This is a genomic window from Pseudomonas sp. DTU12.3, from assembly GCF_004124275.1.
In the GTDB taxonomy this organism is placed as follows: Bacteria; Pseudomonadota; Gammaproteobacteria; order Pseudomonadales; family Pseudomonadaceae; genus Aquipseudomonas; species Aquipseudomonas helmanticensis.
In genome coordinates this window covers 159,159-181,488 of sequence record NZ_CP027218.1, presented here as the reverse complement: position 1 = coordinate 181,488, position 22,330 = coordinate 159,159, and the positions used below count along the sequence as shown (strand labels likewise).

Genomic DNA, 22,330 nt, shown 5'->3' with positions numbered 1-22,330 from the left:
TGGCTAATCAAATCGATAGCCTGCTATTTTTCAAGGATGGTCTACCCTCAGATCTGACGGTCTGAAACAAGGGGGATTTTCCATGCTCGCGCAACTTCCACCGGCCTTACAGAATCTGCAGCTACCGCTTCGACTGCGGCTCTGGGACGGCCATGAGTTCAATCTGGGGCCGGCGCCCAGCGTCACCATCGTGGTCAAGGACCCGCAGATGGTCTCCCAGTTCACCCATCCAAGCCTTGATGCGCTGGGAGCGGCATTCGTTGAAGGCAAGCTCGAACTGGAGGGCTCGATCAGCGAGGTCATCCGGGTCTGCGACGAATTGAGCAACGCCTTGCTCGGTGACGATGACGACAACCAGCCGGTGCGCGCCTTGCACGACAAGGAAACCGACGCCAAAGCCATCTCCTACCATTACGACTTGTCCAATGCGTTCTACCAGCTCTGGCTGGACAGCGACATGGCGTATTCCTGTGCGTATTTCGAAACGGGCAGCGAAACCCTGGAGCAGGCGCAACAAGCCAAATTCCGCCATCTATGCCGCAAGTTGCGTCTGCAGCCAGGCGACTATCTGCTGGATGTCGGCTGTGGCTGGGGCGGTCTGGCGCGGTACGCTGCACGGGAGTTCGGCGCCAAGGTGTTCGGCATTACCTTGAGCAAAGAACAACTGGAACTGGCACGCGAGCGGGTCAAGGCCGAAGGCCTGGAAGACCAGATCGAACTGCAACTGCTCGACTACCGCGATCTGCCCCAGGATGGGCGTTTCGATAAGGTGGTCAGCGTCGGCATGTTCGAACACGTTGGTCACGCCAATCTCGCCGAGTACTGCAAGACCTTGTTTGGCGCGGTGAAGGAGGGCGGTCTGGTGATGAACCACGGCATCACCGCCAAACACACCGATGGCCGACCGGTGGGACGCGGTGCTGGCGACTTTATCGAGAAGTACGTGTTCCCCAATGGCGAGTTGCCGCACTTGGCGATGATCTCGGCCGAGATCAGCGAAGCAGGTCTGGAGGTTGTCGACGTCGAAAGCCTGCGCCTGCATTACGCTCGCACGCTCGATCACTGGAGCGAGCGGCTTGAGGACAACCTTGAGGCGGCGGGCAAGCTGGTCCCGGATCAAGCGCTGCGTATCTGGCGTCTGTATCTGGCCGGTTGTGCTTATGCGTTTGCGCGCGGCTGGATCAATCTGCACCAGATCCTCGCCGTGAAAACGCATCCGGATGGCAGTCATGAACTGCCATGGACGCGCGACGACATCTATAACCCTTGAACCTATTCCCTCTCCTTTGAGAGAGGGATTTACAGGATTGGCGAAATCAGCCGGGCGATCCGCATGCCGACTTGTTGCAGGCGGTGGATCTCCCGGCTTTCTTCTTTGGCGACTTCGTCGGCCAGCGCAAAGTCATCGTTGAGCATCTGTTCCACGGTAGCGGCAAAGGCACTGTCGACGGTCAGCAACATCACTTCGAAATTCAGCCGGAACGAGCGGTTGTCCAGATTGGCGCTACCGATCGCGCTGATCTCGCTGTCGATCAACACGACTTTCTGATGCAGAAAACCGGGCCGGTAGCGGAACACCCGCACGCCGGCGCGCACGGCTTCAAAGGCATAAAGGCTGGAAGCAGCGTAGACAATGCGGTGATCGGGACGCGAAGGCAGCAGCAAACGCACATCGACACCGCGCAACACCGCTAGTCTTAACGCTGCGAATACCGCTTCATCAGGGATGAAATACGGGCTGGTGATCCACACCCGTTCGGTCGCCGCATGGATCGCCTCGACGAAGAACAGCGAGCAGGTTTCGTAGGCATCGGCCGGGCCGCTGGCGAGCAGTTGGCAGAGCACGCCGTCTTCGGGGTATTCATCCGGCAGGATCAGCGGCGGCAGGGTGCGTGCGGCCCAGAACCAGTCTTCGGCAAAGGATTCCTGCATGCACGCCACCACCGGGCCGCGTACTTTGACGTGGGTATCGCGCCACGGCGCCAGGGGTGGTTTCTCGCCCATGTATTCATCGCCAACGTTGTGCCCGCCGACAAAGCCGACCACGCCATCGACCACAACGATTTTGCGGTGGTTACGGAAGTTGACCTGAAAGCGATTGAGCCAGCCGCTGCGCGTGGCGAAGGCTTTGACCTCCACACCAGCATCGCGCAGCGCCTGTACGTAACTGTGGGGCAGGGCGTGGCTACCGATGCGATCGTAAAGCAGATGAATCGCCACGCCTTCGGCGGCTTTCTTTAGCAGCAGATCGCGCAGGCGCTGGCCGAGCCGGTCATCGTGGATGATGAAGAACTGGATCAGCACGGCCTCTTTGGCCTGATCGATAGCATCAAAGATCGAGTCGAAGGTGGCGGTACCGTTTATTAGCAACTGCACTTCATTGTTTGCCAGGCACGGCATGCGACCGAGTTTGGGCATCGCCCGCAATGACGCGTAGGTGTTCGACGCACGCGCCGTCAGCGCTTCTTCCACCCATGGGCGCCAGTTCAGTTCGGAGATCGCCTGGCGCATCTGTTCGTTGGCCTGACGCCGCGCCTTGATGTAACCATCGAAGGTGCTGCGGCCGAACACCAGATACGGAATAAGCGTGAGGTAGGGAATGAAGATCAGCGACAATGCCCAGGCGATCGAGCCTTGAGCCGTGCGCACGGTGAGCACCGCGTGAATCGCGGCGATCAAACCGAGAGTGTGTATCAGGGCGATCAGATAACCGAAAATGTGCGGTCCAAAATAATCCATGGGGCAGCCTTGCTCCGGAAGATTCAATGCTTAACAGACCATGTTCTGTGGTGAATGTCGCTATTTAATTGGTGCATGAACCGAAGCAATCGGCCGACGTCTAACGGCCACTACTGATCAGGAGTTTTTCGATGAACGTTCGTCTGCTGGGTTTGGCGCTGGGCCTGGGTTTGGCATTGCCGGTGGTTGCGCAGGCGCAGATGCTGCAGCCGGGGCTGTGGGAAATGACATCGAGCAACGTCAAGGTTGATGACCAGCCGATGGATGTGCAATCGATCCTCGGCCAGCTGCAAGGGCAGATGACGCCGCAACAGCGCGCGGCGCTGGAGAAGAACGGGATCAACATCGGCGGCAAAGGCATTCGTGCCTGCCTGACCCCGGAGCAGGTCGCGACCAATGACATTCCGCTGGCCGACCCGCAGTCGGGCTGCAAACAGCAGATCACCGATCGCACCGGCAACCAGTGGAAATTCCGCTTCAGTTGCCCGAAAGCGCAGGGCACAGGGGTGGCGACGTTCCTCAGTGATCGTGAGTTCACCACGGTGGCCAACGGCACATTCAATGCGATCGGGATCAACCAGAAGGGCAGCCTGGAAACCCGCGCGGTGTGGTTGGGGCAAGACTGCGGCAGCGTTAAACCCCGGGCCTGAATCATTCCCTGTAGGAGCTGCGGCACGCTGCGATCTTTTGATCTTGATTGTAAAAAACAAGATCAAAAGATCGCAGCCTCGTTGCACTCGACAGCTCCTACAGGGGTTTTGTGGGCTCAGCGCATAAACCGTAGTGGCAATCCTCGGCATCCCTCATTCACCTGGCCCTCGCGCCAGGCAATCTGCCCCGAGACAATCGTCGTACTCACTTGATGGCGAAAGCTGCGCCCGGCAAACGGCGTCCATCCGCACTGCGACAGAATCGGTTGCCGGTTTACTTCCAGTGCCTGCGGCTTAACCAATACCAGATCCGCCCAATACCCCTCTCGTAAATACCCACGATCCGGAATCGCGAACAGATCCGCGACGCGATGGCTGGTCTTCGCCACCAGCGTGGATATCGGCAAAACGCCATCCGCGACCAGTTCCATCAATGCCGGCAACGCATGCTGCACCAATGGCAATCCCGAAGGAGCCCGCGCGTAAGGCTGCTGTTTTTCTTCCCACGTGTGCGGCGCGTGATCGCTGCCGATCACGTCTAGCCGATTGCTGTTCACTGCTTCGCGTAACGCATCGCGATCGGCCTGGGTCTTGATCGCCGGATTGCACTTGATCAGGTTGCCGAGGCTTGGGTAATCCCGATCATCGAACAACAAATGATGCAGACATACTTCAGCGGTGATGCGTTTCTGCGCTAACAGTTTGTCCTCGAACAACGCCAGTTCACGCGCCGTGGTCAGGTGCAAAACATGCAGACGTGTGCCGTGACGTTTCGCCAGTTCCACCGCCAGTGAAGAGGATCGATAACACGCCTCGGCATTGCGAATAAGTGGGTGAGCGGCGGGCGGGATTTGCTCCCCGAACATTTCACGCAAGTTGGCCGCGTTGGCGTCGATACTTGGCGTGTGTTCGCAGTGGGCCAACAGGATCGTCGGCACCTCGGCGAACAGTCGCTCGAGGATCAGCGGATCATCGACCAGCATGTTGCCGGTGGACGCGCCCATGAACACTTTCACTCCTGCCACTTCAGACGGATTGAGTGCAGCGACCGTGTCGAGATTGTCCCGGCTCACGCCAAAGTGAAAGCCATAATTGGCCACCGAGGTGAGCGCCGCCCGACGCTTTTTATCCGCCAGGGCTTCGAGGGTGAGGGTGGCCGGGTGGGTGTTGGGCATGTCCATGAAACTGGTGATGCCACCGGCCACGGCCGCACGCGACTCGGTGTGAATGCTGCCCTTGGCCGGCGCGCCAGGTTCACGGAAATGCACCTGGTCATCGATCATCCCCGGCAGTAACCATTGGCCGTTGGCGTCGATTTCTATCGTGGCGTTTTCACCTTGGATGCTACGGGCGATCTTGACGATGCGTCCGTTGCTGATCAACAGATCGCCGTCGAACTCGCGTCCCTCGTTAACCAGTCTGGCGTTGCGAATCAGCACGCTGCTCATGGTTCAGAACTCGTTCTGCAAGGCTTTGTAGCCGCGCACCAGATCGACGTTGGTGCGCGCCACATCCTCGGAAAACTCCGAGGCGCTGACGCTCACTGGTGGAAATAACGAGAGGTCGGTATTCGGGCCGATGCGCGTGGTGGAGGGCACGTAGAAGGCGTCGGGCAAATCCCGGCCATCGACCACCGAGTTGTGCCGCACCACACAGCCGTTGCCGACCACGCAGTTAAACAACACGCTGTTGAAACCGATGAACACCCGGTCGCCAACCACGCACGGGCCATGCACGATGGAGCGGTGGGCGATGGAACTGAATTCGCCGATGGTCACCGCCGCGCCGGATTTCGAGTGGATCACCACGCCGTCCTGAATGTTCGAATTAGCGCCGATGGTGATCGGCTCCATCTCACCCGAGGCGTCCACTTCGTCGGCGCGGATCACCGCGTAAGGGCCAACGAAGACGTTCTCGCCGATCACCACTTTGCCGCAGATGATTGCGGTTTTATCGACGTAGGCGGACTCGGCGATCTGCGGTATATCACCTGAAGGATTCTTGCGGATCATGGTCGGCTCAGCGCCTCGTAAAGGGTGTTGAGGTTGTATTCGAACAGGCCGGTGAAAGTGCTGGCCGGGCCGCTGGCAGCGAGGGCATCGGAGTACAACGTGCCGCCGATGTGCGCGCCGCTTTCGTCGGCGATCTGCTTGAGCAAGCGCGCATCCTTGATGTTTTCCATGAACACCGCTTTGACCTTGGCCTGACGAATCTGCGTGATCAGCGCGGCAACTTCGGCGGCCGACGGCTCGCGCTCGGTGGACAAACCCTGTGGCGCCATAAAGTCGATGCCGTAGGCCTGACCGAGATAACCGAAGGCATCGTGGCTGGTAACGATCTTGCGATTGCCCGGTGGCAGTGAACCGAGTTTGGTTTTGGCTTCGGTGAGCAGGGCGTAGATCTGCTTCAAATAGGTTTTGCTGTTGCGTTCGTAGTCGGCTTCGTTCGCCGGGTCGGCAGCGATCAACGCCTTGGTGATGTTGGCGATGTACAACTCGGTGTTCGCCAGATTGTGCCAGGCGTGCGGATCGGGAACGGTTTCGCCGTATTCATCCAGCGAGCGCGGAATCACGCCGTGACTGGCACTGATGACGGTCGCTTTGGTCTCGGTGCTGGTCACCAGTCGATCCAGCCACGGCTCGAAACCGAGGCCGTTCTTGATAATCAACTTGGCGTTGAGTAGCGCTTTGGCGTCATCCGGCGTCGGCTCGTAGGTGTGTGCATCGGCGTCGGGGCCGACCATGTTGGTGATCTGGATATGCTCGCCACCGACCTGATGGACCATGTCGGCGAGGATGCTGAAACTGGTCACCACCGGCAATTTCTCCGCTGCCGATAACGACATCGACAGTAGCAAGCTGAACAACACGAGTAGAGCGCGCATCGGGAGACACCTCATTGGGATGTGAGCAAAGGCGGGCGGCGTAGCAGACCGTGAACCGGCCCGAACACCACCGACAGCAGGTAACCGACGCCTGCGACCAGCACGATGGCCGGGCCGCTTGGCAGCGAGTAATAGAACGACAGCAACAAACCGAACCACACCGAGAGGCAGCCGATGACGGCGGCGGTGGCAATCAGGATCGGCAGACGGCGACTCCAGAATCGCGACGCGGCGGCGGGGAGCATCATCAGTCCGACCACCATCAACGCACCGATGGCCTGGAAGCCGATCACCAGATTGAGCACCACCAGGGTCAGGAATACGCCGTGGGCGAGCGGGCCGAGACGGCTGACGGTTCTGAGGAACAGCGGGTCGAGGGTGTCGAGCAACAGGGGTTGGTAGATCAACGCCATGGCGATCAGGCTGAATCCAGAGACCCACAACATGCCGGTGAGGGTCGGTCCGTCGACCGCCAATGCCGAGCCGAACAACAGGTGAAGCAAATCGAGGCGTTTGCCGGCGACGCCGAGAATCAGCACGCCACTGGCGAGCGAGATTGGATAAATCGCGGCGAGGCTGGCGTCCTCGCGCAGGCCGGTACGACGGGTGATCCAGGCAGCGAGGCCGGCCATGCTCAGACCTGCGCCCAAACCTCCCAGCGTCAGTGCGGGCAGACTCAGCCCAGCAAACCAGAAGCCTAAAGCCGCGCCGGGGAGGATGCCGTGAGCCACCGCGTCACCGATCAGACTCATCCGTCGCAGGATCAAAAACACACCGAGTGGCGCTGTGCTGCAGGCCAATACCAGTCCGCCGAGCAAGGCCCTGCGCATGAACACGAACTCATTGAACGGTTGCCATAAGTGGGCGACGGTGAGCATCAGGCCACCTGTGTATGAGGTGTTTGCTGGATCAGCTCAGCACTGGTGCCGAATACGCACTGGCTGTTTTTGATCAGCAAAGTCTGCGGGATGTGCTGGCGTACGGCGGCGAGGTCATGGCAAACCACGACCAACGTGCGGCCTTCGCCATGCCAGGCATGCAGGTGTTGCCAAAGGAGCTGTTGACCCAGTTCATCGAGCGCGGCGTGGGGTTCGTCGAGGAGAAGGACGGGGGCGTCGGTCAGGCTCAATCGGGCGAGTAGGGCGCGCTGTAATTCACCGCCAGAGAGGGCCATGAGTGGACGCTTTTCCAGTCCGCTCAGGTGCCAGTTTTCCAGTGCATCTTTGAGGCGTTTTGCGCGCAGCTGGGTTGAAAGGCGGCGGCCCCAAAATCCGGCCGCGATCAGTTCTTCCAGGCTGATGGGGAACTGACGGTCGAGGTGCTGTTGTTGGGGGAGGAAGGACAGTCCGCTTTGACGTGGAACACTTAGGGCGACGTTACCCGCCAAAGGTTTCTGCAATCCGGCAATGACTTTTAGCAGGCTGCTCTTGCCACAGCCGTTGGCACCGATGATCGCTGTCAGGCTGCCGTTATCAAGTTCTAGATTCAGCGGCGCGGTCAGCGGTTGGCCGGGGGCGCCCCAACTCAGGGATTGGCAGCGGATCATGCTTGCTCACGCTGCCAGTGGCTTTCGGCGACGGCGTCATGGGCATGCAGACTTTCAGCGTGGATCACTCGGAGGTGGAACTGGTTAACGCCAGGTGTTCGGCGAAGAGCGAGATTCAGTCGGCGCGCGGCGTCTTCACAGAACATCAGGTTTTGGCCGTTGGCGAGGGCGAAGGCTTGTTCGTCTGCGCGTTTTACTGCGGTTTGCACGGCGGTACCGAGGGCGGTTTCAGCGTCATTGATGATCACGCTAAGGGGCAATTCATCAACGAACTTGTCGAGGTGAAGATGCAGTTGTGCCGTGCTGCGTTGGCTGTGCGGTGTGGCGACGATGCCTTGGCTGGAGCCGAGCCATGCCAAAACGTCTGCGTGCTGGAGGGCTTTGTTGGCAAAGTCGTCGATGAATTGTTGCTGGATCAACTGCCGTGCTAACGCTGCGGAGCAGGGGCATGTTGAGGAATAGGGCACTTCAATTTTGAGTTCCACGTGGAACATCTTGTTTTTCAGGCTTGCTGAAATCGTTGTCGGATAGGACTTCCAACCGGCCAATGGACTGATCAGCGCGGGACGTTTCAACAGCAAATCAGTGTGGATATTCAGATAGGCCCGGTTGGACAACCCTTCGTGGCTTTGCAGAAAACGCGTTAGAACCTGGTGCATCAGGGCAGGAGAAAGGCTCTCTTGTTCGAGCGCTTCCAGAGCCAGATAAAGCCGCGACATATGAATCCCACGAGCCTCGCCGTCATCAAGACTCACCCCGGCATCCGCCTTCGCACTCAAGCGTTGAGCTTCCAACAAGATTGGTAAAGCGATGCCGCGCATGCCCACCCATTCGAGCGGCAAGGCTTGGCGAGCCGACTGCGCGGCGACATCCGGAAGTGTCAGCGAATTCATGTTCGGAACCATCGTGTTGATTGAATTAGATGTTACATTATAACAATACAAATCACGACGCCTTTTTCATGAACAGGCTTTCATATGCACAGACGCCATCTGCTTAATCTGATTCTGGCCAGCGCGGCCTTCGCCCTTCCTTTCAGTGCTTCGGCCACGCAGATTCGCAACGCGCGACTTTGGCGGTCTGATGAGAAACTGCGATTGGTCTTCGATTTAAGTGGGCCGGTGCGCTACAAAACCTTCGCTCTCAGTGCTCCAGATCGGCTGATTATTGATGTGGCGGGTGCAGATTTGAGCGGTGACTTCAGCCAATTGGCGTTGAATGGAACTGTGATTCGCTCCATCCGATCCGGACTTTTTGGCCAGGGTGATACGCGTATCGTTCTCGATCTGAACGGCCCGGTACTGCTGAACAGCTTTCTTTTAGCGCCTCAAGATGGCCAGAGTCATCGTCTGGTGATGGATTTGGTCAGTGCGAAAACGGCGTCAATGGTGCCAATGGTTCCACGTGAAACACCCAAAATTAGCACGCATCCGAAACGCGACATCATCGTAGTAGTGGATCCAGGGCATGGCGGAAAGGATCCTGGAGCAGTCGGCGCCAAGGGTGAGCGTGAAAAAGATGTGGTGCTGTCCATCGCTCAATTACTCGCCAAACGCCTGAAAAAAGAGAACGGCTTTGATGTGAAGCTGGTGCGTAACGACGACTTTTTCGTTCCATTACGCAAGCGCGTAGAAATCGCCCGTCAGCACAAAGCCGACATGTTTATCTCGGTGCATGCCGATGCGGCGCCCCGGCTGACGGCTTCTGGCGCGTCGGTGTATTGCCTGTCTGAAGGTGGTGCAACCTCGGCGACGGCTCGTTTCATGGCGCAGCGAGAGAACGGTGCGGATCTGCTCGGCGCCACCAGTCTGCTTAATCTGAAGGATAAGGATCCGATGCTCGCTGGGGTGATTCTCGACATGTCGATGAATGCGACGATTGCCGCCAGTTTGCAGCTCGGCAGCACGGTGCTGGGCAGCCTTGCTGGCATCACCACGCTGCATCAGAAGCGCGTGGAACAGGCGGGTTTTGCAGTGCTGAAATCGCCAGATGTGCCCTCGATCCTGGTAGAAACCGGCTTCATTTCCAATGCGCGCGACAGTCAGCGGCTGGTGACGGCGCGGCATCAGCAAGCGGTAGCGAACGGTTTATTCGAAGGTTTACAGCGCTACTTTGAAAAGAATCCGCCGATCGACAGCTACCTTGCCTGGCAGCAAGAACAGCGCAAAGCGCGGGTCTAGCAGCCAGTAATCCGGCTGCAAGTGAACTTTGCACTGCTTCCACCGGAGCTGGAGAAGCGATTGATGGTCGTCCAGCCGACACGCCGGGTGTATCCCACCCAGGCCTCTCCATCTGAAGCAATGCCGGTGAAGAACGTCAGTTGGCCAAACCGGGTGTTGGTTTGCGCCCAGTAACGCTTGCCGTTTTTTTCAAAGCCGCGCAGATACAGGGTATTGCCGACGGTGTTGACGCTGTAAGCGTTGCCATCGGCATCGACGCACGCCAGCAGATTTGCACTACGAGTGCAGCTCGCGAGCGCTGGTAACTGCGCTGAGGCATGCCCGATGACCAAAAAACCAAGGCTCAACAACGTGCATTTCAACGCGTTTCTCATGGGGTTTTCCAAGTATTGCAGAAAGTCAGCTTCCTGCTATTTGTCGCTCAGGACAAGAGTGGGGCTGGCCTATTTATATTGTTATACTATAACATAAATGGAAACTGAGCCTAAGCGGGCCGATTTCAAGCGTTTATCTTCAGCGAACCCCTCGCATGAAGCACCAAAACGCCATGCGCTGACAAAAGCGTCAATCGGCTGCGTTCCATGAGGATTATCCAATGTCAGCCGAATTGCCCGTCACCGTACTTTCAGGATTTCTTGGTGCTGGAAAAAGTACGCTTTTAAATTACGTACTACGTAATCGCAAGGGTCTGCGCGTAGCGGTCATCGTCAATGATATGAGCGAGATCAACATCGATGGCAGCGAAGTCCAGCGTGATGTCAGCCTTAATCGCGCAGAAGAAAAAATTGTCGAGATGAGCAACGGCTGTATCTGCTGTACGTTACGCGAAGACTTGCTTGAGGAAGTCAGCAAACTCGCCCGAGAAGGCCGCTTCGATTATTTGCTGATCGAATCCACCGGAATCTCCGAGCCGCTACCGGTCGCAGAAACCTTCACCTTCCGCGATGAACACGGGCAGAGCCTCTCTGACATCGCCCGGCTCGACACCATGGTCACTGTGGTCGACGGGGTGAATTTCCTGCCGGACTTCCAGGCGGCCGAAAGCCTCGCGTCCCGTGGCGAAATCCTCGGCGAGGAAGACGAACGTTCGATCACCGATCTGTTGATCGAACAAATCGAGTTCGCTGACGTACTGTTGATCAGCAAGATCGACCTGATCAGCCAGCCCGAGCGTGAGGAGTTGATCGCCATTCTCAAACGCCTTAATGCCCACGCCGAAATCATCCCGATGGTGATGGGCGAGGTGCCATTGGAGAAGATCCTCAACACCGGGCGATTCGACTTCGATAAAGCCGCCCAGGCACCGGGCTGGCTGCAAGAGTTACGCGGTGAACATGTGCCGGAAACCGACGAATACGGCATCGCATCCACCGCCTATCGCGCTCGCCGACCGTTTCACCCGCAACGCTTCTTCAGCTTCATCGACCGTCCGTGGCTGAACGGCAAATTGCTCCGCTCCAAAGGTTTTTTCTGGTTGGCGAGCAAACCTACAGACGCTGGTAGCTGGTCGCAGGCCGGCGGTTTGATGCGTCACGGTTTCGCCGGTCGCTGGTGGCGTTTCGTGCCGAAAAACCAGTGGCCAGAGGATCAGGAAAGCACCGCGGCCATCATGGAAAACTGGACGCCGAGCGTAGGAGATTGTCGTCAGGAGTTGGTATTCATCGGGCAGAACATCGATTTCCTACAACTCTCCAATGAACTGGATGCCTGCCTGCTCACCGATGACGAAATGACCCAGGGTGTCGAGGGCTGGCGATCGCTGCCGGATCCGTTCGGCCCTTGGCATGAAGAGGCTGCCTGATGCTCGCCCTCAAACTGCAGCAAAACCGCACCCGTCATCAGCATCAAGGCCCTACGCCGAAGGCGCTGACACGAATTCTGCATGACGACACCAACCTGGCTGTCTGGCAGCGTCAACTGCCATTGCACATCAGCGATTTTGCCAAGTTGCTGCTGTCGCTCAACGAGCCTTTGGCAGAATCGTTGTGCCTGGAGTTGCCGGAGGAAGACGCCGAGCCTGACCTGACCGGGTTGGCTTGCGGGTTCAGAGATCTCGCGGGTTATGAAGGTTTTATCGCCGACTTGAAATGGCTGGTCAGCGCCTTCGCCTGCTTACTGGGAGCCAAGCGAATCGGCCTGCGTCTGCGAGTGCTCGATAAGGCCATGTGCCCGCGTTTTCACGTCGATCATGTGCCGGTGCGGCTGATCACCACGTACGCCGGCGTCGGCAGCCAATGGCTCAAGGAAGGTGCGATGGACCGCCAGCAATTGGGGCAGGCCAACGCCGAGCCGTATGCGCAAATCGAGCAACTCGACAGTGGCGACGTCGCTCTATTGAAAGGCGAGAAATGGCACGGCAATGAAGGCTTCGGTCTGATCCATCGCTCGCCGCAACCGGCGGCAGGCGAACGTCGACTGATACTCACCCTGGACTGGCTCGGCTAACGCCTATAGACGTCTCAAGGCTTGAGCCACGAACCTTGGCTCTGGCCTTCGCAATACGGCTTCAAATACGCCGCATCGGTGGCGACGCCGTAATAGTGGATGTCCTGGCGATAAGGCATATTGGCGACTTGCGCGTTGCTGCACACGCCAAATGCACCGCTCGGGCACTGATCGACGTACTGCACCTCAACTTTTTGTCCGGCCAGGGTTGGCTGGCAGAAACCGTCGCTGAACAGTTTCTGCGGGATATTGCGGTTCTGCTGACAGACTTTTACGTCGAGCCGTTCACCCTGACTGTGCACCACGCAGGCCTGAGCCCACACTTCACTCGACAGCGAAGCCAACAGCAACGACCATCCCAACCAACGCATCTTTGAATCTCCCAAGAAAGCTCCTGGCCATGTTGCAGAACATTCCTACCCATGTCATTGCTGGCCCTTTGGGCGCCGGCAAGACCAGCCTGATTCGCCAGCTCATGGCGCAGCGACCGGACGGCGAGCGCTGGGCGGTGCTGATCAACGAGTTCGGCCAGATCGGCCTCGACGCCGCGCTGCTGACCAGCGATGCCGATGGTATCGCACTGGGCGAAGTGGCCGGCGGCTGTTTGTGCTGCGTCAATGGCGCGCCGTTTCAGATTGGCCTTGGGCGTTTGTTGCGCAAGGCCAGGCCTGATCGGCTGTTCATCGAGCCGTCCGGGCTGGGGCATCCGGGGCAGTTGCTGAAACAGTTGAATGAGGCGCCGTGGTTGGGTGTGTTAGCAGTGCAGCCGTGTGTGCTGGTGCTGGATGCTCAGGCTCTTGCAGCGGGGAAAGCGTTGCCGGCAGCGCAGCAGGAAGCGTTGGTCAATGCAGGTTTGCTGCTGCTGAACAAGGCGGAACACCTTGACGAAGAGGCTCGACAAAACATCACCAGTCAGATGCCTCCAGTCCGACTGATCTGGACGCAGCAGGCGCAACTACCCTTGAGCGAACTCCCGGGTCTGGCTGCAAAAGCGCTCAACGGTGTGGATAACCTGGCTGTGCCCAAAGGGTTGGGACAAATGCCAGCCGTCTGGAGTGATCCGACGTTGCCGATTTGCTTGAGTCAGGCGCAGGAGGGTGGCTGGAGCATTGGTTGGCGTTGGCATCCGGGGCAAAGGTTCGACAAGCAGCGCATTGCTGACTGGCTGAGCAGCCTCGATTGGACGCGGGCGAAGCTGGTTATCCACAGCGTGGATGGCTGGGTTTCGGCGAATGCGCTGGATAGTGCGGAGTTGGTTTGGCGGGCCAGTGAATGGCGAAAGGATTCTCGGATCGAGCTGATCTTTGTCGATGCGCAAAACATCGATGAGTTGCAGCGGGGGTTGTCGGGGTGTCGGGAGGATTAGATCCAAAGATCGCAGCCTGCGGCAGCTCCTACACGGGATTCCCTGTAGGAGCTGCCGCAGGCTGCGATCTTTTGATTTTTCAGGGCTTCCACTTCGTATGTTCCTGCCGCCACTGACTCAACTCGATGACTTCCGCCCGCGGCCTGTGCACCTCAACCACCGGTGGCGTATCGTCGAACGGCGCCGGGTAGGGCGCCAGCTCGATCTGCGCACTGTGTGCGCCGAACTGGGTGATGGTGCCGTTATGCCGGGTTTCGCCGGTCACGGTGAATTCGAAGTTGTACACTCGCGCCAGTCGTCGGCGACCGTTGGCGTCCTTGATGAAACCGATCTTCTTCAGTGCAACGTTGCCATCGAGCAGCTCGACACGCACGTTCAGGCAATGCTGTTTGACCCGCTCCAGCGCTCGTTCGCGCAAGCCGTGGTTGTGCCATAGCCACGCCCCGGCAGCGGCGAACAGCATCAGCACGAAGATGTTTTCGAGGGTCAGCATCAACATCAAACTCCAAAAGATAGTGCCAGCTTAACTGCGTCGCCGGTCTGTCGTACAGGCTGCGTTTCGTCGCATACTGCGCGGCTTGAATTTCAATCGTTTTACGGAATGTCCCGAATGAAACGTACGCCTCATCTGCTCGCCATTCAGTCCCACGTCGTGTTCGGCCACGCCGGCAACAGCGCTGCGGTTTTTCCGATGCAGCGGGTCGGGGTCAACGTCTGGCCGCTGAACACGGTGCAGTTTTCCAATCACACGCAGTACGGCCAGTGGGCCGGCGAAGTGTTGGCGCCCCAGCAGATTCCCGAACTGGTCGAAGGCATCGCGGCGATTGGCGAGCTGGGCAACTGCGATGCGGTGCTGTCCGGTTACCTCGGCAGCGCGGCGCAGGGCCGAGCGATTCTCAGTGGCGTCGCGCGCATCAAGTCGGTCAATCCGAAAGCCTTGTATCTGTGTGATCCGGTGATGGGCCATCCGGAGAAGGGTTGCAGCGTGCCGACCGAGGTCAGCGATTTCCTCCTGGAAGAGGCGGCGGCCGTGGCGGACATCATGTGTCCGAACCAGTTGGAGCTGGACAGCTTTTCCGGGCGCAAGCCGCAGTCGTTGTTCGATTGCCTGGCCATGGCGCGGGCGTTGCTGGCGCGTGGGCCGAAAGCGGTGTTGGTCAAACATCTGGATTACCCGGGCAAACCGGCGGATGGCTTCGAGATGTTGTTGGTGACGGCTGAAGGCAGCTGGCATCTGCGCCGTCCGCTACTGGCATTTCCTCGTCAGCCGGTGGGCGTGGGCGATCTGACGTCCGGCCTGTTCCTGGCGCGGGTGTTGCTGGGCGATAGCCTGGTGGCGGCGTTCGAATTCACTGCGGCGGCGGTGCATGAAGTGCTGCTGGAGACTCAGGCGTGCGCCAGTTATGAGTTGCAGCTGGTGCGCGCGCAGGACCGGATTGCGCATCCGCGGGTGAAGTTCGAAGCGACGGCGATCAGTTTGTAATCGCGTTATCGTTCAAAAAAGAAAGATCGCAGCCTTCGGCAGCTCCTACAGGGGAATGCAAAACCCTGTAGGAGCTGCCGAAGGCTGCGATCTTTTGCTTTTGATCTCAGGCGTCGCCCTTGATCTCCTGATACCGCTTCTCCAGCTCTTGGCGAATCTGCCGACGTTGCTGCGCCTGCATATAACGACGCTTGTCCTCACTGTTCTGCGGTTGCAGCGGCGGCACGGCGGCCGGCTTGCGCTGGTCATCTACCGCGACCATGGTGAAGAAGCAGCTGTTGGTGTGGCGCACCGAGCGTTCGCGGATATTTTCGGTGACGACCTTGATGCCGACTTCCATTGAGGTATTGCCGGTGTAGTTGACCGACGCGAGGAAAGTCACCAGTTCGCCGACATGGATCGGCTCGCGGAAAATCACCTGATCCACCGACAGGGTTACCACGTAACGGCCGGCATAGCGGCTCGCGCAGGCGTAGGCCACTTCGTCGAGGTATTTGAGCAGGGTGCCGCCGTGGACATTGCCAGAGAAGTTGGCCATGTCGGGGGTCATCAGTACCGTCATCGACAGCTGGGCGTTTCCGGGTTCCATAACGTTCTCACGGATCAAGGCTGATTTCTGGAAGCACCTCTGCGGGTGCCTGGTCACTTTTCAAAAGTACCGTTATCGGGACGCCGGGCGACAGGCCGCCGTCACGCCTCGAACGATCTGTTTCCATATATTGCACCGCCTTCCAGCCACAAGTCGCGGTGTTAACCTGCAAAAGCCCCTCCCAAGGGCAATTCCCACACGAAAAGCGGATTTTTACTTCGCTCGCTCAGACTTTTCTGACGTCTGACTGCGAGCCTCGTCATTCAAGGAGCCCACGCCATGCATGCCATCAGTTTTATTCAGGACCTGGCAGTGATCATGTTGGTCGCAGGCGTGGTGACCGTGTTGTTCCACCGTTTCAAGCAGCCAGTAGTGCTCGGCTATATCGTCGCCGGCTTCATCATCGGCCCGCACACACCGCCGTTCGGCCTGATCCACGACGAAGAAACCATCAAGACCCTCGCCGAGCTGGGGGTGATTTTCCTGATGTTCTGCCTGGGCCTTGAGTTCAGCTTGCGCAAGCTGTTCAAGGTCGGCGCGACGGCGTTTATCGCGGCGTTCCTCGAGATCGTCCTGATGATCTGGATCGGCTACGAAATTGGCCGCTGGTTCGACTGGAACACCATGGACTCGCTGTTCCTCGGCGCGATTCTGGCGATCTCCTCGACCACCATCATCGTCAAGGCACTCAATGACCTGAAGATGAAAAACGAGCGCTTTGCGCAGTTGATCTTCGGCGTGCTGATCGTCGAAGACATCCTCGGCATCGGCATCATCGCGCTACTCTCGAGCATCGCCGTCAGCGGAACGGTCAGCTCCGGCGAGGTGTTTTCCACGGTCGGCAAGCTGTCGCTGTTCATGATTGTCGCTCTGGTCATCGGCATCCTACTGGTGCCGCGCTTGTTGGCTTACGTGGCCAAATTCGAAAGCAACGAAATGCTGCTGATCACTGTGCTCGGCCTGTGTTTCGGCTTCTGCCTGCTGGTGGTCAAACTCGAATACAGCATGGTTCTCGGTGCCTTCCTGATCGGCGCGATCATGGCCGAGTCGCGGCAGTTGCTGAAAATCGAGCGTTTGATCGAGCCGGTTCGTGATCTTTTCAGTGCGATCTTCTTCGTTGCCATCGGCCTGATGCTCGACCCGATGATTCTCCTTGAATACGCGTGGCCGATCGCGGTGATCACCGTCGCCGTGGTGCTCGGCAAGATGTTGTCCTGCGGCCTCGGGGCCTTTATCGCCGGCAATGACGGGCGCACCTCACTGCGCGTTGGGATGGGGCTGTCACAGATTGGCGAATTTTCCTTCATCATCGCCGCGTTGGGCATGACCCTGCAGGTCACCAGCAATTTCCTTTATCCGGTCGCCGTGGCCGTGTCGGTGATTACCACGCTGCTGACGCCGTACCTGATTCGCGCGGCGGATCCGCTGTCGATCAGGTTGTCAGCGGCCGTGCCCAAGCCTCTCGGTCGCGTGCTCGGCATGTATGGCGAATGGCTGCGCAGCATTCAGCCGCAAGGCGAGGGTGCGATGCTCGCGTCGATCATCCGCAAGATCTTGTTGCAGGTCGGGGTCAACCTGGCGCTGGTGATCGCGATCTTCTTCGCCGGGGCCTATTTCGCCGAACGCATCTCGCTGTGGCTGCATGACTGGATCAGCGATCCGAGTTGGCAGAAGGCGTTGATCTGGGGCGGGGCGTTGCTGCTGTCGTTGCCGTTCCTGATTGCCGCTTATCGAAAGCTCAAGGCGCTGTCGATGCTTTTGGCGGAGATGGGCGTGAAGCCCGAGATGGCCGGGCGGCACACGCAGCGAGTGCGTCGGGTGATCTCCGAAGTGATCCCGATTCTCTCGCTGCTGGTGATTTTCCTGCTGTTGGCAGCCTTGTCGGCCAGTATTCTGCCGACCAACAAGTTGCTGGTGCTGATCGCCGTGGTGGCGGCCGCCGTGGCGGCGCTGCTCTGGCGCTGGTTCATCCGCGTGCACACGCGGATGCAGGTGGCGCTGCTGGAAACCCTCGACAACCACAAGGAGTCGTCGGGGCATTGACCGGCCGGGGCGGCTGGCCGATCAGCTTTCCAGCCAGACGTCCCGCGCCCAGTGCCACACCGATTCCCAGGTTTCTTCGGCAATCAACTCTTCTTCGGCCTGCCATAGCACCACCGTGCCGTCTTCTTCGACGCAGTAGTAGTCATCGCCGTCCTGACAGATCGGGATCAGACCGCGGTCAACGCCGACATCCCACGCGTTGGCGGCAACATCCGGCAAGTAGGTGTGGGATTGCGGGTCGGTGACGGTCACCGGCTCGAGGCTGCCGTAAACCACATCGCTGACGGTGAGCAAAAATTCTTTGAAGACAAACGGAATGTCGATGAACAGTTGTTCTTCGATTTCGACCAGCAGATCTTCGTCAGGTAATTCCAAAGGAACCGGCACGGGTTCGTTGGCTTCACGCAGTTGTTCGATGATTTCTTCCACGTCCGGGATCCTCTTGCTTGAATGGCGCGGTTTATATGGGCCGGTTTATACAGTAGCTCGCTATAGATGCAACCGCGAAATAGAAAACCCCAGCCGAGGCTGGGGTTTTTATTACAGCAAGTTAAGCGCGCGAGGGGATCAGCCGTTCTGGCGGATACCGGCGACCAGCCAAGGCTGGTTGTCGCCCTGCGGACGTTCCATGTTCCAGCTTTCGCTGAACACTTCGCCCTGGTCGAAGCGCGAGGACTTCGATACACCGTTGAAGGTCAGGGTGGCGATGGTCTTGTCGGCACGATCATCGACACCATCCAGTTGTACCTGGAGGTTGTCGATGTAGGTCGACTGGAACGCGTCGCCTAAGTCTGCACGCTCACGCTTGAGGAACTCGAGCATTTGCGGGGTCACGAACTCGGCGATCTTGTCCATTTCGTTGGCGTCCCAGTGCTGCTGCAGCGACTGGAAGTGGCTGCGTGCGGCTTCAAGGAAGCTCTGCTCGTTGAACCAGGCCGGTGCGTTGATCACCGGACGGGCGGCAACAGGTGCAGCCGAACCGCCGAAAATCGAACCCATGGCCGCAGGCTTCTGCTCGAACACTTCACGCTGCATCGGCGCGCCGGCCGGAGCGAACTGCTCCTGCTGCTTGCGTCGACGAGCGGCGATGAAGCGGAAGATCACGAAGGCGATCACGGCCATGATCAGGATGTCGAAGATCTGCATGCCCTGGAAGCCGCCGCCCATGAACATCGAAGCGAGCAGGCCACCGGCGGCGATGCCGGCCAGAGGGCCGAGCCATTTCGAAGCACCGCCGGCTTTGGCCGCAGCGCCTGCGGCACCGGCAGCACCAGCGGTCGCAGCAGCGCCGCCCATGCCTGGAGAAGAAGGAGCCATCTGGCTGGTCTGGTGCGTCGGCGCAGCGCCGGCGCTTTTGCCACCACCAAAGCGCTTGGCGTTGGCGTCGAGGCTCATCGTCAGGCCGATGCACAACGCCATGGCGATGCTAAGAAAACGTTTCATAAAGGAAATTCCCGTTTGTGGAGACACGCGCGCCATGTTGCACAGCTGAAGTGTTACTGGCTAGCGAGAGAGTGTTTCGGGCTTTTGCCTGACAGGTTGCGTTCAGCTTCGTCGAGGCAATAAGGCTGTGTACTTTTGGCTGTAGGAAAGTGGGACAGGTTCAGTGCGAATTCGCCTTAGCGACGAAACGCCAGCATCACCACACCGGCCGTGATCAGGCCGATGCCGCCCCATTGGCGCAGGTCGAGTTTCTCACCCAGCAGGATCACGCCAAGCACCGCCACCAGCACCACGCTGAGCTTGTCTACCGGTGCGACCAGCGAGGCCGGGCCGATTTTCAGCGCGCGGAAATAGCACAGCCACGACGCGCCCGTGCCCAGTCCGGACAACAACAGGAACAGGTAGCTCTTGGCGGAGATCGATCCCAATGACTGATATTGGCCCGTGGCGTACAAAATCAAGGCCAGGCTGACCAGTACCACGATGGTGCGCAACAGCGTGGCGAAGTCGGAATTGACGTTTTCGATGCCGACTTTGGCGAAGATCGCCGTCAATGCGGCGAAAGTGGCCGAGAGCAAGGCCCAGAATGTCCAGGAAGAGAAGAAGCCTGAGCCCATTTGCACTGCCCTGTTCCGGGTGGGTTTAGATCTAGAGATCGCAGCCTGCGGCAGCTCCTACAGATACACAATCCCCTGTAGGAGCTGCCGCAGGCTGCGATCTTTTTTCGCTTTTAGATAGCTTCCAGCTTGGCGTAACCGAGCATCAGCCACTTGCTGCCTTCGCTGAAGTTGACCTGCACCCGCGCCTGCGCACCCGCACCCTCGAAGTTGAGGATCACGCCGTCGCCGAAGATCGAATGGCGTACCGCCTGGCCCAGGCTCAAACCGGTGTCCGGAATTTCACTGCCGGCGAACAGGTTGCTGCCGCTCATCGACTGATTGCCGCCGAACGGTCGGCTGACGCTGTTCGACAAACGCACTTCCTGAATCAGACCCTTCGGCACCTCGCGTACGAAACGAGAGACTTTGTTGTAAGTCTCGCTGCCGTACAGGCGTCGGGTTTCAGCGTAGGTCATCACCAGATTCTGCATCGCCCGGGTGATGCCGACGTAGGCCAGACGCCGCTCTTCCTCAAGACGGCCCGGTTCTTCCAGGCTCATCTTGTGCGGGAACAGGCCTTCTTCCATGCCCACGAGGAACACGTAGGGGAATTCCAGGCCTTTGGCACTGTGCAGGGTCATCAACTGAATGCTGTCTTCGTGCTCGTCGGCCTGGGTGTCGCCGGCCTCCAGTGAAGCGTGGCCGAGGAATGCCGCCAGTGGCGTCAGTTCTTCGTCTTCTTCGTTGTTCTCGAAGTTGCGCGCAGCGCTGACCAGTTCCTCAAGGTTTTCTACCCGAGCCTGGCCTTTCTCGCCTTTTTCCGCTTCGTGATAAGCAATGAGGCCGGATTGCTCGATGACGGTCTGCGTCATCAGGTGCAGCGGCATCTCCATGCACTTGGCCGCGAGGTTCTCGATCAGCTCGATAAACGCGCCCAACGCACCCGCTGCACGACCGGTCAGGCCTTTATTGGCGACCAGCAGGCGCATCGCTTCCCACATCGACACATCGCTGTGGCGGGCGTGCTCGCGAATCGCCTCGACGGTTTTCTCGCCGATGCCACGGGCCGGGACGTTGATCACTCGCTCCAGCGCCGCATCGTTGCCGCGACCTTCGAGCAAACGCAGGTACGCCATGGCGTTCTTGATTTCCGCGCGTTCGAAGAAGCGCTGACCACCATAGATGCGGTACGGAATGCGTTCACGCAGCAAGGCTTCTTCGAGAACGCGCGATTGGGCGTTGGAGCGGTACAGAATCGCGATATCGCTGCGAGCCAAGCCGGTTTTCAGCGCGCTTTCGATGGTTTCGACAACGTAGCGTGCTTCGTCGTGTTCGTTGAACGCGGCGTACAGATTGATTGCTTCGCCATCACCGCCGTCGGTCCACAGCTCTTTGCCGAGGCGTCCGGTGTTGTTGGCGATCAGGGCGTTGGCGGCCTTGAGGATGCCGGCCGTTGAGCGGTAATTCTGCTCCAGACGAATGGTCACCGAATCGGCGAAGTCGGAGGAGTACTGATGAATGTTCTCGATCTTCGCGCCGCGCCAGCCGTAAATCGACTGGTCGTCGTCGCCGACCACCATCAGGCTGTCGCCGCCCTTGCCGAGCAGACGCAACCAGGCGTACTGCACGGCGTTCGTGTCCTGGAACTCGTCCACCAGAATATGGCGGAAGCGCTTTTGATAATGCGCCAGCAAGCCCGGGTGATCGCGCCACAGGTCGAGGGCGCGCAGCAGCAATTCGGAGAAATCGATAACGCCGGCACGCAGGCACGCAGCCTCGTAGGCCTCGTAGATGCCGCGCATGGTCGCCAGGTACAGATCGCCGCTGGCCTGAATGTGTTGCGGACGCAGACCTTCGTCTTTCTGCCCGTTGATGAACCATTGCGCCTGGCGCGCCGGCCAGCGTTGCTCGTCGAGACCGAGCTCGCGGATCACTCGCTTGACCAAGCGTTGCTGGTCGTCGCTGTCGAGAATCTGGAATGTCTGGCTCAAGCCCGCTTCCTGCCAGTGCGCTCGCAACAAGCGGTGTGCGAGGCCGTGGAAGGTGCCGACCCACATGCCGGCCGGGTTGATCCCCAGCAACTGCTCGATGCGATGACGCATCTCGGCAGCGGCCTTGTTGGTGAAGGTCACCGACAGAATGGAGTGGGGCGAGGCGTTTTCGACCTGGATCAACCAGGCGATACGGTGCACCAGCACTCGGGTTTTACCGGAGCCAGCACCGGCCAGGACCAACTGACGGCCAACGGGGGCTGCTACGGCCTGGCGTTGGGCATCGTTGAGGGAGTTCAGCAGAAGGGAGAGATCATCGCGCATCGGGGCATTCTAGGGTGCGCCGCAGGCCCGGGCAAACCGAGCTTTGCA

General features: G+C 59.0%; 23 protein-coding genes. 8 read left to right on the top strand and 15 right to left on the bottom strand.

Annotated elements, in window-relative coordinates:
- Positions 1 to 82 precede the first annotated feature (82 nt).
- Positions 83 to 1,270 (top strand): C17 cyclopropane fatty acid synthase CfaB, encoded by a 1,188-nt coding sequence (gene cfaB / locus C2E19_RS00805; RefSeq protein ID WP_129386830.1) that lies wholly within the window; start codon positions 83 to 85, stop codon positions 1,268 to 1,270.
- Between the two features lie 29 nt (positions 1,271 to 1,299).
- Here the strand turns inward: cfaB and cls are convergent, their stop codons facing one another.
- Positions 1,300 to 2,739: a cardiolipin synthase gene (gene cls, locus C2E19_RS00800; RefSeq protein WP_129386827.1), complete on the bottom strand. Its 1,440-nt coding sequence runs from the start codon at positions 2,737 to 2,739 to the stop codon at positions 1,300 to 1,302.
- Positions 2,740 to 2,870: 131 nt separating this feature from the next.
- Here cls and C2E19_RS00795 point away from each other — a divergent pair, with 131 nt between their 5' ends.
- On the top strand, positions 2,871 to 3,389 hold the full coding sequence (locus C2E19_RS00795; RefSeq protein ID WP_129386824.1) for a DUF3617 domain-containing protein: 519 nt from the start codon (positions 2,871 to 2,873) through the stop codon (positions 3,387 to 3,389).
- Positions 3,390 to 3,505: 116 nt separating this feature from the next.
- Here C2E19_RS00795 and C2E19_RS00790 read toward each other — a convergent pair whose 3' ends face one another.
- Genes C2E19_RS00790 through folE2 form a run of 6 tightly spaced genes read right to left on the bottom strand, consistent with a single transcriptional unit; the run spans position 3,506 to position 8,712 of the window.
- A complete protein-coding gene (locus C2E19_RS00790; protein WP_129386821.1) occupies positions 3,506 to 4,837 on the bottom strand; it encodes a dihydroorotase in 1,332 nt (443 codons plus the stop codon).
- A gap of 3 nt (positions 4,838 to 4,840) precedes the next feature.
- Entirely contained in the window at positions 4,841 to 5,401 is a 561-nt protein-coding gene (locus C2E19_RS00785; RefSeq protein WP_129386818.1) for a carbonate dehydratase, read from the bottom strand.
- Positions 5,398 to 6,273, bottom strand: a complete 876-nt coding sequence (locus tag C2E19_RS00780) for a metal ABC transporter substrate-binding protein (RefSeq protein WP_129386815.1) — start codon at positions 6,271 to 6,273, stop codon at positions 5,398 to 5,400. The genes C2E19_RS00785 and C2E19_RS00780 overlap by 4 nt, the downstream gene beginning before the upstream one ends.
- An 11-nt stretch (positions 6,274 to 6,284) precedes the next feature.
- Entirely contained in the window at positions 6,285 to 7,151 is an 867-nt protein-coding gene (locus C2E19_RS00775; RefSeq protein WP_129386812.1) for a metal ABC transporter permease, read from the bottom strand.
- On the bottom strand, positions 7,151 to 7,819 hold the full coding sequence (locus C2E19_RS00770; RefSeq protein ID WP_129386809.1) for a metal ABC transporter ATP-binding protein: 669 nt from the start codon (positions 7,817 to 7,819) through the stop codon (positions 7,151 to 7,153). The genes C2E19_RS00775 and C2E19_RS00770 overlap by 1 nt, the downstream gene beginning before the upstream one ends.
- Positions 7,816 to 8,712, bottom strand: coding sequence for a GTP cyclohydrolase FolE2 (gene folE2 / locus C2E19_RS00765; RefSeq protein ID WP_129386806.1), 897 nt, complete (start codon positions 8,710 to 8,712; stop codon positions 7,816 to 7,818). The genes C2E19_RS00770 and folE2 overlap by 4 nt, the downstream gene beginning before the upstream one ends.
- A gap of 84 nt (positions 8,713 to 8,796) precedes the next feature.
- Here folE2 and C2E19_RS00760 point away from each other — a divergent pair, with 84 nt between their 5' ends.
- A complete protein-coding gene (locus C2E19_RS00760; protein WP_129386803.1) occupies positions 8,797 to 9,999 on the top strand; it encodes an N-acetylmuramoyl-L-alanine amidase in 1,203 nt (400 codons plus the stop codon).
- Here the strand turns inward: C2E19_RS00760 and C2E19_RS00755 are convergent.
- Positions 9,996 to 10,373 (bottom strand): glutamine synthetase, encoded by a 378-nt coding sequence (locus C2E19_RS00755; RefSeq protein ID WP_129386800.1) that lies wholly within the window; start codon positions 10,371 to 10,373, stop codon positions 9,996 to 9,998. The genes C2E19_RS00760 and C2E19_RS00755 overlap by 4 nt on opposite strands.
- Positions 10,374 to 10,594: 221 nt before the next feature.
- On the opposite strand from C2E19_RS00755, the gene zigA reads away from it, so the two are divergent.
- A complete protein-coding gene (gene zigA, locus C2E19_RS00750) occupies positions 10,595 to 11,800 on the top strand; it encodes a zinc metallochaperone GTPase ZigA (RefSeq protein WP_129386798.1) in 1,206 nt (401 codons plus the stop codon).
- Positions 11,800 to 12,444: a DUF1826 domain-containing protein gene (locus C2E19_RS00745; protein ID WP_129386795.1), complete on the top strand. Its 645-nt coding sequence runs from the start codon at positions 11,800 to 11,802 to the stop codon at positions 12,442 to 12,444. The genes zigA and C2E19_RS00745 overlap by 1 nt, the downstream gene beginning before the upstream one ends.
- 14 nt (positions 12,445 to 12,458) lie before the next feature.
- Here C2E19_RS00745 and C2E19_RS00740 read toward each other — a convergent pair whose 3' ends face one another.
- Positions 12,459 to 12,815: an NADH:ubiquinone oxidoreductase gene (locus C2E19_RS00740; protein ID WP_129386792.1), complete on the bottom strand. Its 357-nt coding sequence runs from the start codon at positions 12,813 to 12,815 to the stop codon at positions 12,459 to 12,461.
- Between the two features lie 29 nt (positions 12,816 to 12,844).
- Here C2E19_RS00740 and C2E19_RS00735 point away from each other — a divergent pair, with 29 nt between their 5' ends.
- On the top strand, positions 12,845 to 13,810 hold the full coding sequence (locus C2E19_RS00735) for a GTP-binding protein (protein WP_129386789.1): 966 nt from the start codon (positions 12,845 to 12,847) through the stop codon (positions 13,808 to 13,810).
- 79 nt (positions 13,811 to 13,889) lie between these two features.
- Here C2E19_RS00735 and C2E19_RS00730 read toward each other — a convergent pair whose 3' ends face one another.
- Positions 13,890 to 14,303, bottom strand: a complete 414-nt coding sequence (locus C2E19_RS00730) for a DUF3301 domain-containing protein (protein ID WP_129386786.1) — start codon at positions 14,301 to 14,303, stop codon at positions 13,890 to 13,892.
- Positions 14,304 to 14,420: 117 nt separating this feature from the next.
- Here C2E19_RS00730 and pdxY point away from each other — a divergent pair, with 117 nt between their 5' ends.
- Entirely contained in the window at positions 14,421 to 15,293 is an 873-nt protein-coding gene (gene pdxY / locus C2E19_RS00725; protein WP_129386783.1) for a pyridoxal kinase PdxY, read from the top strand.
- A gap of 106 nt (positions 15,294 to 15,399) precedes the next feature.
- On the opposite strand, the gene C2E19_RS00720 is transcribed toward pdxY, so the two are convergent.
- Entirely contained in the window at positions 15,400 to 15,882 is a 483-nt protein-coding gene (locus C2E19_RS00720; RefSeq protein WP_003229693.1) for an acyl-CoA thioesterase, read from the bottom strand.
- A 279-nt stretch (positions 15,883 to 16,161) separates the two neighbouring features.
- On the opposite strand from C2E19_RS00720, the gene C2E19_RS00715 reads away from it, so the two are divergent.
- Entirely contained in the window at positions 16,162 to 17,925 is a 1,764-nt protein-coding gene (locus tag C2E19_RS00715) for a cation:proton antiporter (RefSeq protein ID WP_129386780.1), read from the top strand.
- Between the two features lie 21 nt (positions 17,926 to 17,946).
- Here the strand turns inward: C2E19_RS00715 and C2E19_RS00710 are convergent, their stop codons facing one another.
- From C2E19_RS00710 to uvrD, 4 genes are all read right to left on the bottom strand, one after another.
- Complete coding sequence (locus C2E19_RS00710; RefSeq protein WP_129386777.1) at positions 17,947 to 18,354, bottom strand: SMI1/KNR4 family protein; 408 nt, start codon at positions 18,352 to 18,354, stop codon at positions 17,947 to 17,949.
- Positions 18,355 to 18,492: 138 nt separating this feature from the next.
- Positions 18,493 to 19,368: a Tim44 domain-containing protein gene (locus C2E19_RS00705; RefSeq protein ID WP_129386774.1), complete on the bottom strand. Its 876-nt coding sequence runs from the start codon at positions 19,366 to 19,368 to the stop codon at positions 18,493 to 18,495.
- 176 nt (positions 19,369 to 19,544) lie between these two features.
- Positions 19,545 to 19,985: an EamA family transporter gene (locus C2E19_RS00700; protein ID WP_025112632.1), complete on the bottom strand. Its 441-nt coding sequence runs from the start codon at positions 19,983 to 19,985 to the stop codon at positions 19,545 to 19,547.
- Between the two features lie 113 nt (positions 19,986 to 20,098).
- On the bottom strand, positions 20,099 to 22,282 hold the full coding sequence (gene uvrD / locus C2E19_RS00695; RefSeq protein WP_129386771.1) for a DNA helicase II: 2,184 nt from the start codon (positions 22,280 to 22,282) through the stop codon (positions 20,099 to 20,101).
- Positions 22,283 to 22,330 lie beyond the last annotated feature (48 nt).